General features: G+C 59.1%; 11 protein-coding genes. 9 read left to right on the top strand and 2 right to left on the bottom strand.

What is annotated here, in order from left to right; translation table 11 throughout:
* Positions 1 to 71 precede the first annotated feature (71 nt).
* From CXY80_RS05460 to CXY80_RS19085, 8 genes are all read left to right on the top strand, one after another.
* Positions 72 to 1,055: a thiamine pyrophosphate-dependent dehydrogenase E1 component subunit alpha gene (locus CXY80_RS05460; protein ID WP_199182229.1), complete on the top strand. Its 984-nt coding sequence runs from the start codon at positions 72 to 74 to the stop codon at positions 1,053 to 1,055.
* A complete protein-coding gene (locus CXY80_RS05455) occupies positions 1,052 to 2,083 on the top strand; it encodes an alpha-ketoacid dehydrogenase subunit beta (RefSeq protein WP_092448151.1) in 1,032 nt (343 codons plus the stop codon). Before CXY80_RS05460 ends, CXY80_RS05455 begins: the two co-directional genes overlap by 4 nt.
* A 37-nt stretch (positions 2,084 to 2,120) precedes the next feature.
* Positions 2,121 to 2,363 (top strand): biotin/lipoyl-containing protein, encoded by a 243-nt coding sequence (locus CXY80_RS05450; RefSeq protein WP_092448152.1) that lies wholly within the window; start codon positions 2,121 to 2,123, stop codon positions 2,361 to 2,363.
* Positions 2,364 to 2,425: 62 nt separating this feature from the next.
* Complete coding sequence (gene glpD / locus CXY80_RS05445) at positions 2,426 to 4,132, top strand: glycerol-3-phosphate dehydrogenase (RefSeq protein WP_104131867.1); 1,707 nt, start codon at positions 2,426 to 2,428, stop codon at positions 4,130 to 4,132.
* Entirely contained in the window at positions 4,129 to 5,685 is a 1,557-nt protein-coding gene (locus tag CXY80_RS05440; protein WP_104131866.1) for a glycerol kinase GlpK, read from the top strand. Before glpD ends, CXY80_RS05440 begins: the two co-directional genes overlap by 4 nt.
* Before the next feature lie 34 nt (positions 5,686 to 5,719).
* Positions 5,720 to 6,592, top strand: a complete 873-nt coding sequence (locus CXY80_RS05435; RefSeq protein WP_092448206.1) for a class II fructose-bisphosphate aldolase — start codon at positions 5,720 to 5,722, stop codon at positions 6,590 to 6,592.
* Positions 6,589 to 7,266, top strand: a complete 678-nt coding sequence (locus tag CXY80_RS05430; RefSeq protein ID WP_092448155.1) for a 2-oxo acid dehydrogenase subunit E2 — start codon at positions 6,589 to 6,591, stop codon at positions 7,264 to 7,266. The genes CXY80_RS05435 and CXY80_RS05430 overlap by 4 nt, the downstream gene beginning before the upstream one ends.
* A gap of 365 nt (positions 7,267 to 7,631) precedes the next feature.
* Positions 7,632 to 8,075 (top strand): hypothetical protein, encoded by a 444-nt coding sequence (locus CXY80_RS19085; protein ID WP_146070685.1) that lies wholly within the window; start codon positions 7,632 to 7,634, stop codon positions 8,073 to 8,075.
* A 53-nt stretch (positions 8,076 to 8,128) separates the two neighbouring features.
* Here the strand turns inward: CXY80_RS19085 and CXY80_RS05415 are convergent, their stop codons facing one another.
* Together CXY80_RS05415 and CXY80_RS05410 are read right to left on the bottom strand one after the other, a co-directional pair.
* Positions 8,129 to 9,664, bottom strand: a complete 1,536-nt coding sequence (locus tag CXY80_RS05415; RefSeq protein WP_104131889.1) for an FGGY family carbohydrate kinase — start codon at positions 9,662 to 9,664, stop codon at positions 8,129 to 8,131.
* 83 nt (positions 9,665 to 9,747) lie between these two features.
* A complete protein-coding gene (locus tag CXY80_RS05410; RefSeq protein ID WP_092448158.1) occupies positions 9,748 to 10,695 on the bottom strand; it encodes a 3-keto-5-aminohexanoate cleavage protein in 948 nt (315 codons plus the stop codon).
* Between the two features lie 101 nt (positions 10,696 to 10,796).
* On the opposite strand from CXY80_RS05410, the gene CXY80_RS05405 reads away from it, so the two are divergent.
* Positions 10,797 to 12,218 (top strand): epoxide hydrolase family protein, encoded by a 1,422-nt coding sequence (locus CXY80_RS05405; RefSeq protein ID WP_158251575.1) that lies wholly within the window; start codon positions 10,797 to 10,799, stop codon positions 12,216 to 12,218.
* The last annotated feature ends 11 nt before the right edge of the window (positions 12,219 to 12,229 follow it).

Here is a 12,229-nt window from a genome sequence, read left to right as displayed (position 1 = left end):
CACAGGCAGTATATATATTCAGGCTCTCTGGATGTTGAGTCCAACGCAGGCGTTGGTGAAAGGCGGTTCCGATGGCAGATTTGTCACGCGATACTCTGCTCGAGATGCAGAGGCGCATGTTGCGGATTCGAGCGTTCGATGAGCGAGCCTCGAAGATGGTCAAGCGCGGTCACATCCCCGGCACGGTGCACACCAGCATTGGTCAAGAAGCTCAGGTCGTCGGGGCGACTATGGCCCTCGGCGACGGTGACTACATGTCCGGGAACCACCGCAGCCACGGCCACCCGATCGGCAAAGGCTCACCGCTGGGTCCGCTAATGGCCGAACTCGTCGGCAAGGCAACCGGAGTCTGCAAGGGCAAGGGCGGCTCCCTTCACCTGGCCGACTTCGCCGTGGGAAGCCTCGGCGAGTCGGGAATCGTCGGTTCCTCGATTCCTATCGCCACCGGCGCAGCGCTGTCGTCGAAAGTCTTGAACAACGGCAAGGTTGCTCTCGCGTTCTTCGGAGATGGGGCAGCCAACCAGGGCGTCCTCTACGAGTCGATGAACCTCGCTGGCGTATGGAAGCTTCCCATGATCTTCCTATGCGAGAACAACCAGTATGCGCTGAGCACTCCCGCGCACACGGTTACGTCCGGCGTCATCGCCGAGCGTGCGGCCGGCTTCGGAATGCCGGGTATCCGGGTCGAAAATGGCCAGGACATCCTCGCCGTGTATGAAGCAGTGAGCGCAGCGGTCGATCGCGCTCGTGCTGGCGAGGGCCCCTCGCTCGTTGAAGTTGTGACCTACCGCTACAACGAGCACTCCGAAGGCCTTCGTCTCAAGACGGACTACCGGGACGCCGACGAGCGCGCCGCCTGGCTCAGCAAAGATCCCATCGTTATGCTCCGCGAGTACCTTGAGGGCCAGGGATTCGATCCGGCACAGCTGGACGAACTCGAAGCCGATGTTCTCGCCGAGGTGGATGCTGCCGTCGAGTTCACCAACCAAAGTCCTTACCCCGATCCGTCAGTAGCGTTTGACGATCTCTATACCGACAAGGAGGTAGCGGCATGAGTGTAATGAGTTACTTGGGCGCCATCGGCGCCGCACAACGCGAAGCCATGGACGCTGATGAACGCGTCGTCATTATCGGCGAGGATGTCGAAGCAAACGTTTACGGCACCACCGGTGGCGGAAAGTCCCGCAGCGACAAGGGTGACTTCCTACAGATGTACGGAAAGAACCGGATCCGAAACACTCCAATTTCGGAAGAGGGAATTGTTGGCGCCGCCGCGGGCGCCGCTATGACCGGCCTGCGGCCAATCGTTGACCTCTCCTATTCCAGCTTCCTGTACATGGCCATGGACCAGTTCGTCAATCAGGTGGCCAAGAACCGGTACATGTTTGGTGGACAGGCTTCTATGCCGGTCGTCTTTCGCTCCGCCATGTTCTATGGCATGAATACGGGAGCTCACCATTCTGACCGCCCGTACCCGATGTTCATGAACGTGCCAGGGTTGAAGATCATCGCGCCGTCGAGCCCGTCAGATGCCAAGGGACTGCTTCGCGCCGCAATCGATTCCGACGACCCGGTGCTTACCTTCGAGGCCTGTCTCTTGTGGGGAACGAAGGAAGAGGTCGACGACAACGAATTCTGGATACCCCTCGGTGTCGCTCGCACTGTGCGTGAAGGTACCGACGTGACCGTGGTCGCCATTTCAGGTTCCGTTCCGGAGGCAATTCTTGCAGCAGAGGATCTTGCCGCCGAAGGCGTTTCGGTGGAAATTATCGACCCGCGCACGCTTGTTCCCCTCGATCGGGACGCCATAGTCCGTTCGGTGGTAAAAACTGGTCGCCTCGTCGTTGCCGAGCCCGCCCACCGCACGTGTGGTGCCGCCGCTGAGATCAGCGCCATCGTGGCTGAGGACGCGTTCGACGCCCTTCGAGCGCCGATCGTTCGCGTTACGGCTCCCGACATGCAGATACCGTTCAGCCCGTCGTTGGAGAGCCAGATGTATCCGACACGACTGACCATCGCCGCCGCGATTCGTCGTGTTCTCGATCTGGAACCTGCACTTACATCAGCGTCAATCATCCGCTGATTTACCGCACGAGCGCTTAAGAAAAGAAGGAAATCGCATGGCTAGAGTGGATGTTCTGTTGCCCCAGTGGGGCATGGGAATGAGTGAAGGCACCATCGTTGAGTGGCTCAAGAAGGTGGGAGACAAGGTTCAAGAGGACGAGCCTCTCGCGGACATCGAGTCGGAAAAAGTCGAAGAATCTCTCGAGTCGCCGGCTACTGGAACGCTCATCGAAATCCTCATGGCGGAGGGTGAGACCGTTCCGGTTCGCACCGTTATCGCGGTCATCGAGACGGACTAACCATGGCGGGCGGGCGGGGTGCGCAGTCAGGCCAACTTTCTACGAAAGACAGCAAGGAACTCATGTCGAACGAAGAAGTACAAGCGTCGCCACTTCCCGTGGTGCCATTTGATCTCATTGTGATCGGGGCTGGGATAAATGGCCTTGGCATAGCTCGGGACGCCGCCTCCCGCGGCCTGCGTGTGGCCGTGGTTGAACAAGACGACTTGTGCAGCGGTGTTTCAGCGTGGTCTGGACGACTCATTCACGGTGGTCTGAGATACCTTGAGCACAAGGATTTTGCCTTGGTGCGCGAATCGCTCAAGGAGCGAGAGCGCCTCTTCAAACTGGCGCCCCACCTTGTCCGTCCCGTTCCGTTGCTCATGCCGTTCTACGCAAAGAATAAGCGTCCGGCATGGTTGATCCGGCTGGGCATGATCGCCTATGACGTGTTGTCGTTTGATAAAACGCCGCCGAATCATCGCATCCTGTCCCGCGAGAAAGTGCTCGCGCGCTTTGGCGGAATGGAAAAAAAGGGGCTCGGCGGTGCGGCGCTGTTCATCGACGGCCAGGTTGAATACGCCGAACGCCTGTGCGTTGAGCTCGCCATCGCCGCGCAGGCAGATGGCGCCGTCATCCTGACACACTCCAGGGTGGACTCGCTCCTGTCGCGCGGTACGACCGTAACCGGCGTGCGCTACTCCGACGCCGCGACCGGTGAAAGCCGTGAAATCTATGGTTCCGTGGTTATGAATGCGGCGGGGCCCTGGTTGGACTGGGTGTTGAATGCCACGCCAAAATCCAATCTGGCCCAGACTGAGAAGCAGCTCATTGGCGGTTCAAAGGGCAGCCACATTATTGTTGACGCCTTCGAGGGCGCGCCCACTGACGTGGTCTACTACGAGTCTCAGTCCGACGGACGCCTTGTTCTGGTCATTCCGTGGATGGGGCGCTTTTTGATCGGGTGCACCGACGCGTTGTACGACGACGAGCCGGGAACCGCGCGTGCGGAGTCCAATGAGGTTGAGTACCTCCTCGCCGAGGTGAACGCACTCATTCCGCAGGCGAAGCTCACCGTCGACGACATCCTCTTCACCTACAGCGGTGTGCGTCCGCTGCCGTATGCCCCCGGGGTGCCGGAGTGGAAGATCCCCCGGAGCCACGTCATTCATGACCACGCTGGTACTGGGCGAAAGGGCTTGTTCTCCGTCGTTGGCGGCAAGCTGACCACGTTCCGTCAGCTGGCCGAAGATGCCGTTGATATCACGTACCGCAGCCTGGGTCGACCACGAACGAAAACCAGCACGCGGGATATGCCATTACCCGGCGCACGCGTGGCGAACTGGCCGGAATTTCAGAAGGCATTTATCGCTGCACCTGGCCTGGACCGGGAAACCAAGAAGCGACTCCTGAAAATTTACGGAGTTCGCGCGGATTCCGTGTTGGATCTCGTCAGGGCGGATGCCTCGCTCGGCGAAAAATTCGACCCACTGTCGAATGCGATCGCGGCAGAGCTGGTCTTTGCGGTGAAGTATGAAATGGCCAAGTCGCTGACGGACGTGTATGCACGACGCACCCTCATCGCTTTTGAACCCGGTCACGGATTGGCTTCGGTATCTCGGGCAGCCGGCATTTTGGGCGAGACTCTGGGCTGGGACGCCCAGCGCCGCGCGGTGGAAATTGCCGGCTACGAGAAGTGGCTGGAACATCTTGCTGTGCCCGGCCGCGCCCCGAAATCGCAGTCGAATGGTATTGATGCGGCCGGCACCGGTTCAGGGGAAACCACGTGAGCAAGCGCTATGTTCTTGCGCTAGATGAAGGATCCAGCAGCGCGCGAGCGATACTCGTTGATCCTGACGGTCGAATCGTAAGCGAATCCGCAACACCGATTAAGGCACGTTTCCCCTCTACGGGTTGGGTCGAACTTGACCCGTGGGACCTGTGGAACGCTGCGAAGGGGGCCATGGACCGAACCATGGCCCAGGCAGGCGTGACCGCTTCCGACATTGCCGCGGTCGGCGTGACTACCCACCGTGAAACCTGCCTCATCTGGGACCGTCAAACCGGGCAGCCGGTCTATAACGCAATCATGTGGATGTCGAAGCAGACAGATGACATCGTCGCTCGGTGGTCAGCCGACGGCCTCGATGGGCAAATCCGCGCCCGGACGGGGCTGCGCAACGACTCGTTCTTCTCGGCTGGCAAGCTGGCTTGGCTCCTCGAGCACGTGCCAGATGTGAGAAGGCGGGCGCAGCTGGGAGAACTAGCCGCTGGCACCGTCGAAACTTGGTTGTTATGGAATCTCACCGGTGGGCGCTCCCACCTGACGGATCCCAGTTCGGCTTCGCGTACCGCCTTGTTTAATATTGGCGAATGCAAGTGGGACGAATGGCTGTGCGCTGCGTACGGTATCCCGATGGAGTTGCTGCCTGAAGTCGTGCCATCCGACTCCTGTTTTGGCTATTTAGATGCTGCCGTGCTGCCGGGCGGCCACGCGGCGAGTGTTCCGGTAATGGCCATTTTGGCTGATCAGCAAGCCGGACTCTTTGGCCAGGCATGTCTGGAAGCCGGATCCGCGAAGAACACCTATGGAACGGCGGGTGTCCTCACGGTCAACGTCGGCGATGCACCCCTAATCGTTGACGGTATGACCAGCAGCGTCGCGTGGACGCTTGGCGGTCGAACGACCTATGAAGCCGAGGGCGTCGTTTTTCATAGCGGTCAAACTTTGCACTGGCTTCGCGACAAAATGCGGGCGATTGATTCTTCGGAAAGCAGCGAAGCGCTTGCTGCCAGTGTTCCCGACAATGGCGGCGTGTACTTTGTTCCGGCATTTGCCGGACTCTGCGACCCGCACTGGGACCGGAACGTTCGGGGTGCGATTGTTGGGCTCACGCTAGAAACTGGCATTGAGCACGTCGTCCGGGCGGCCCTAGAGGCAATGGCCTACCAAACTCGCGACAACATCGACGCCCTAGCCCGAGGTGGTATGCGCATACCCACCCTCAAAGTCGACGGTGGGGGGATTGCGAATGATTTCCTCTGCCAATTTCAAGCAGACATCCTCGGCATAGCCGTGCATCGACCGCATGGACTCGAACGCACTGCCCTCGGCGTAGCGCACGTCGCTGGATCCGGCGTTGGCCTGTGGAACGGGGCGGACGACATCGCTGCGTCCTGGCGAGTCGAGCGTGTATTTGAGCCAGCCATGTCGGAGACGCGGCGTGAGGAGCTCTACGCCGGTTGGCAGGATGCTGTCACTGCCGCCCGCGGGTTGCCCCTTCGCAAACCCTCCTCACAAATACTTCCCGCAGACAACCAGCCGCTGCTGGTTGCGCGCTAAAAATATCCCCAACACGAACGAAAGAGGAATGACCATGGGCAAATTTGACCCGGCAGAAATAGTTGAAAGCGCCCGTCGCGGAGGCTACGCCGTTGGCGGTTTCAACATGCACAACGTCGAGACAACACAGGCGCTGCTCCAGGCGGCCGAATTGGCGGATGCCCCTGTGTTCATGCAAGTGGGGCGCGCGGTAGTGCCACACATGGGTCTCGCCGAATCATTTCGGATGACACAGCGCGAACTGAGCAAATCAGACGCCCAAGCCGTCATTCACCTTGACCACGGAACGTATGACGAAGTTTTCGAAGCCCTGCGGCTGGGCTTTGACTCCATCATGTTCGACGGCTCCCACCTGGACTTTGAAGACAATATCAAAGCCACGAAGTATGTCGTAAAAGTTTGTCACTCATTCGGCGTTCCGGTGGAAGCTGAACTTGGCAAGATCCCGGATGCGAATACGGCCATCAACTGGCCGGACTTCTACACGAGCGTGGACGAAGCCGAACGCTTCGTCGCTGAAACCGGGGTCGATTTTCTGGCAATTTCGGCCGGGGTTATGCACGGTGTGACGGCTACGGAGCCGTTGCCCCTCGACATCGAACGCATTGCGCGCATTCGCGACGTGACCGGCATCCCCCTGGTCCTTCACGGCGCATCCGGCGTTCCGCTCGATGACATTCGTGCTGCGATCGCTGCGGGGATTAACAAACTCAATGCCGACACCGACCTGCGTCATGCTTTCCGCCGCGGTATAGAAGAAACCTGGGCACTAGGCGATCGTCAGTTAGAAGACGGAATGGCTGAAGGCCGGCGTCAAATGATCGAAGCCACCGTTCAGAAGATGCGCGAGTTCGGCTGCGCAGATCGATCGCAGAACCAGAATCTCGCCCAGGCAGTCACGGCATGAGCGACACAACGGCTGCGCCCGTCGGAGTGACAACGCCGCTGAAAGGGATCCGGCGCACAGCTGCACGTCGTATGGTAGCGGCGTGGGAAGCGCCAGTCTTCCACCTGACCATCGAGATTGATATGACGGAAGCTTCGAAGGTAAAGCAGGTTGTGCCGGAAGCGACCGTCACGGACGTCCTGGTCGCAGCAGCAGCTCAGGCGCTTATTGCAGTGCCAGCACTTAACAGCTACGTCGGTGACGATGAAGTGACCGTTTTTAGTGAGGCGAATGTCGGCGTCGCCGTGGCCACCGATAAGGGCCTCACGGTGCCGGTAATCCACGGTGCTGATCGCCTGACCATGACTGAGATCGCGGCACGCCGTCGTGAAGCTGTCGATCGCGCCCGCACAGGAACCCTGGTCAGGGACGACATCACCGGCGGAACCTTCACCATCTCCAACCTCGGGATGATGGGAATCGATCGATTCGATGCAATTCTTAACATTCCGCAGTCCGCGATCCTCGCTGTCGGGGCCACAAAGAAACGACACGTCTGGACCGAGGCGGGTGGCGAGTGGCTACCGATCGCGGAGTTCACTTTGACCTGTGACCACCGCTCAGTAGACGGAGCCACCGGCGCAACTTTCCTGAAGGCATTCAGTGATGCCCTCACCACTCCGATTGCCGTTTAGCCAACTCCCGCCGCTCGGATGAGTCGTCTGTGTCTGGAGTGACGACTCGCGGCCCGGAACCAGCCAATCTGCGAGAATCACGTATGGATGCATTGCTCGTCACTCACAGCGTCGGACACGGCGCAGCTGGGGATCTGGACGTATCTCTGCGAATGCTCAAGTACGTCGCGGCGAACCCAGAAACCCCCCGGCTGGTTCGGGTCTACCAGCCGGAGCCGACCGTTGCTTTCAGTCGACGCGAGAGCTTGCTCCCTGGATTCCCTGCTGCGGTGAGCGCAGCTGCCAGCCATGGATTCACGCCTGTGATACGACCCGCCGGAGGACGAGCGGTTGCGTACGATGAATCATGCCTAGTCGTTGATCTCGTGAACGTTGAAGATGGTGCGTACGGAGGTCTCGATAACGAAGCTCATTTCAAGACGGTAGGGAATCAGTTCGCTGATGTCCTGCGAGAGTTGGGAGTGGATGCGCGGGTGGGTCCCGTGCCGGGCGAATACTGCCCCGGAACTTACAGTGTTAATGCCCGCGGCCAGGTGAAGCTCGTGGGAACGGCGCAACGCGTGACACGTGGCGCACGCCTCATGAGTGCCTCAATTCCCGTCGCTGAAACTGGTGCACTCATCGACGTTCTGGTCGCGGTGAACCGTGAGCTCGACTTCGCCTGGAACGAACGCACATTCGGGTCGGTGCTCTCTGAAGCGAGAGGAATGACCGCCGGCGATGTTACCGAGTCCATCGTTCGGGCGTTTGCTGGTCATCGGAGCGGCGAAATTCAGTATCACGTCTTAGCGAATCGCCTGGAATCATGATCCACGAATGAATTCAGGGGGCGAAACAGTCGTTGCTTCTGGCGTGGCATTGGTCAGCTTGAATTTTTTTCTTCGTCGCTCGGTAGGTAATCGGCAGAACGCCCACGGGAGCGGGCGACAGCCGATCGCCAGCGTTCTCTGCGTACAAGAGATTGCACTGGGTCCATGCCGGGAAGGAAGACTGAGGTTTCGCGGGGGAGTCGTGCGCATTCGTCGGCGCTCCATAACCCCGACGAGATGCCCGCCAAATGGGCGGCCCCGGTAGCTGAGAGCTCCGCGATATTGCTACGAATGACGTCTCGTTGGCTAAAATCTGCTTGCAGCTGCATGAGCCAATCGTTCTGTGACGGACCTCCATCGGTGAGTACGGTCTCTATTCGTGCACCCAATAGCTGTTCGACGGCCTCGAATAGAGCTTCCGTCTGAAGAGCCACCGATTCGAAGGCTGCACGGGCCAGCTCAGCGGGTTTGGTTCCAAGACCAAACCCACAAATCACAGCAACCGCTTTCTCGTCCCAATAAGGGGCACCCAGGCCTGCAAAAGCAGGTACCAAGTCCACACCTTGGCTCGTGGAAACTGTCTGGGCGATTGCACTCAACTGTCCGGGGCCCATTCCCAGCAACTGACCCAACCATAGGAGAGTGGCGCCGGTGGAAAGAATTGTGCCCTCGAAAGCGTATACCGGATCAGGGGTGGCCCACGCGATGGTGCGCACCAAACCCCTCCTGTCGGCAGGGTCTGGCGCGCCCGGTTGGAGCAATCCCATGACCGAGCTGCCGCTGCCATGCGTCGCCTTGACTTGTCCAGGGCCTCGAACCCCGTGAGCAAAAAGAGCCGCGTGAGAATCGCCCAGTACTGCGTAAATCCGAGTATCCGCAGGCAGCACTGGCACACCCACAATGGGGCCAGTTGGTTCGCTTGATGCCGCGAGACGCGGCATGCACCGGAGAGGAATCTGAAAAAGCTCGAGGAGCTCGAGATCCCAGCTCGCTGACTCGAGATTCAATAGTTGAGTGCGGCTCGCGTTGCCGAGTTCAATCCGATGTTCCCCGGTAAGGGAATGAACAAGCCAGGAGTCCACGGTCCCGACTGCAATACGACCGGCCATCGAAGCGGTTCTATCAGGGTCGATCTGGTCAAGCAGCCATTGGATTTTCAGAGCCGAAAACATGGGGTCAAGCGGGAGCCCCGTCTTGTGGCGCACAATGTCGCCCCAGCCCAGATCCTCGTATTCCGCTACCCGACTTGCTGTTCGACGGTCTTGCCAGCCGAGCATGGGGCCAAGTGCCTTGCCGGTCTCCCGGTCCCAGACAACGGCCGACTCGCGTTGGTTGCTCAAGCCGATTCCGCGAATGTCGACGTCACCATCCAGCCCTGCGAGTGCCGCAGTGATCGAACTAATAACACTCGACCTTATTTCCTCAGCGTCCTGTTCGACCCAGCCGGGTCGGGCATCTACCCGGGATACCTTGACGGAAGCACGACTAAGGATTCGCCCTTCTCCGTCGACGACGATTGTCTTCGTTGAGCTGGTTCCTTGGTCCACGGCCACAATTGCCGGGAGAACAATCTTGGTGCTGGGTGACATGTTGAACACCTATTCATCATTGAATGCAAGTTTCCAAGGCTCACATGACGTGTGCAGCTTGTCAAAGATTCGCCGGAAGTGAATTACTTGATTTTGTACAGAGCTCTGGTCTCGTCCGGGGTTGCAATGGGGCGGCCCACCTCACGGGCGATTTCCTGGGCCTGCTGAAGCAGCTCAAGGTTCGTGGGGTTGCGGGCCGGATCGTAGAAGAGTTCCAGTCCAGTCTTAATGTGGCCCCCGAGCTCGATGGCCCTGCGGAGGATCGAGGTGTCGTCGAGTGCCCCTTGGCCCCAGATCGAGATGTACCAGGGGTGCTTGACCTTCGCTTCCTCGATCATCGAGAGGTAGTAATACAAGCTCTCCAGAGTCGGCTTCATGCCGTTCGTTCCGATGGGTTTCGTAGCGGTCAGACCATAGTCTCCGATGAGGTAGAAATCCCACATCGATCCGGGCGTGGAGAGCCCGTTGTTGACATAGTGCATGGCGTGCCGGAGGTGCCCTGGTTCGTAGACGCCGAAGACCATGGGGGTATTGTGCTCGCGCAGCATCCTGATTTGGCTGGCAACGCGCTCGTAGTTGAAACCGAATTCGGGGCCGATGAGGTAACCATCGGCATCCGTTTCTGTAGCGAAGAGCGTGAGCCCGGTGTCGACACAGGCGATTCGAACGTTTGCGTTCTCGACGAGGAAGGGTACGTGCTGAAGCCCGTTCTCGTCTCCCTTGAGGCGAAGGTTATTACAGGTGGTGGGGTACCAGGTGATGTCGGGATGTTTCTGCAGCACCTTGTCCCAGGTGCGCATGTAGTCCTTGTACGCGTCTTTGCCCATGAGATCGAAACTGGTGTTGTGTGCGTGGATCGCGCCCGCGCCGGCCTCCCAGCACCGAATAGCATCTTCCGCAATTTCATCGTAAGAAATTGGGGTGTTCGGGTTCATTTCTTTCGTGCGGATGCCGTTGATGTGAGACTCGATGATGACCGGATAATCCCAGTTCGGCTTCATATCTGCATATTTGTCGAGGGCAGTGCCCATGGTTCACTTCTCTTTCTCACGAGGGCTGCATGTGCAGCGATTTGATGCCTTCGCAAAGCCGAACAACGACGTTCGGTTCCCGTCCGCAGACTGTAGCGCAGGTGCTGGAGCTCAACTTCGAGTCGACCAGCCTTTCGCCGAACCGCATGAATAGACGAACGAGCGCAACTTCTCAGTTGGCACGATTCGTCGCCACATATACCCCGTCGGGATGTAAAGTGAATATACACGCAAATGCTGAATATAAAATTCGATACGTGTCCTGCACTGAACAAGGAGGTTCAAGATTGTCAAATTCTTTTGATGTTCGTCCGTACGAGATCCGTATCCCCGATGCAGATCTTCACGACATGATGGAGCGGCTGAAGCGGACACGCTTTCCGCAAGACTTCGCCAACGAAGATTGGCGGTACGGATACAACACCGAGTATCACCGCACTCTTATCGACTACTGGATCAATGAGTATGACTGGCGTGCTGTGGAGCGCCGGATGAACGAGCTGCCACATTTCAAGGTCGACCTGATGGGCGTTCCCCTCCACTTCATCCACGTGCGCGGCAAGGGCCTAAACCCGAAGCCGCTGCTTCTCCACCATGGCTGGCCCTGGACTTTCTGGGACGTTCGCAAAATCATCGAGCCGCTGACCGACCCGGTGAAATTCGGCGGTCAGGAGTGTGATTCGTTCGATGTGGTTCTCATCTCTCTGCCCGGCTACGGGTTCTCCTCGCCACTGACGGAGACGGGGTGGAATTTCTGGAAGACCGCCGATCTCGAGAACGTCCTGATGAAGCAGGTGCTCGGGTATGAGCGCTATGCCACCGCTGGGGGGGACTGGGGGGCGCTGATCGCCCAGCAGCACGGGCACAAGTACGAATCCGACGTCATCGGCGTCTACACGCACTTTCCCGCTCAGTTGTCGCACTACCTCGCGGAGCATCCCGACCAGCCCGAGGGTGTCGAGTACGACCCTGCTCTGGGACTGCCGGCTTCGAGCGAATATTCGACTGACGAAGCAGGCTGGTTTGAACGCGGCAAGTTGTTCGTCGAGAATGAGAGCGGCTACGGGGAGCTCCAGTTGACGAAGCCACAGACGCTTGCGGCGCTCGTCGCCGACTCCCCGGCCGCCCAGTTGGCTTGGATCACGGAGAAGCGGTATTTTTGGGGCCTCGCGGAACGTGGTAGCGGCACGGAGGCATTCGAGGGTGTCTGGCCTAAGGAAGACTTGATCACGACCGCCGCGGTGTACTTTCTCACGGGAACAGGCGGAACGTCTTCCCGGTATTACTGGGAGTGCCGCGGGAACCCGTGGACGCCCAGTCATGACCGGGTCCCCGTCGTGGGAGTGCCGACCGCGGTTTCGATCTATCCGGGCGAGATTTACAAGCCGCCGAAAACCTGGACGGAGAAGTACTTTAACCTCCAGCAGTACCGGGTGCACAGCAGCGGTGGCCACTTCGCGCCTCTGGAGGAACCGGAAATCTACGTGGCCGACGTTCGGGATTTCTTCCGAACTCTGAGCTGACGCCCCAAGAA

The sequence above is a fragment of the Cryobacterium sp. M91 genome (assembly GCF_002929615.1).
Classification (GTDB): Bacteria; Actinomycetota; Actinomycetes; order Actinomycetales; family Microbacteriaceae; genus Cryobacterium; species Cryobacterium levicorallinum.
This window is presented reverse-complemented; position numbering and strand designations above follow the sequence as displayed.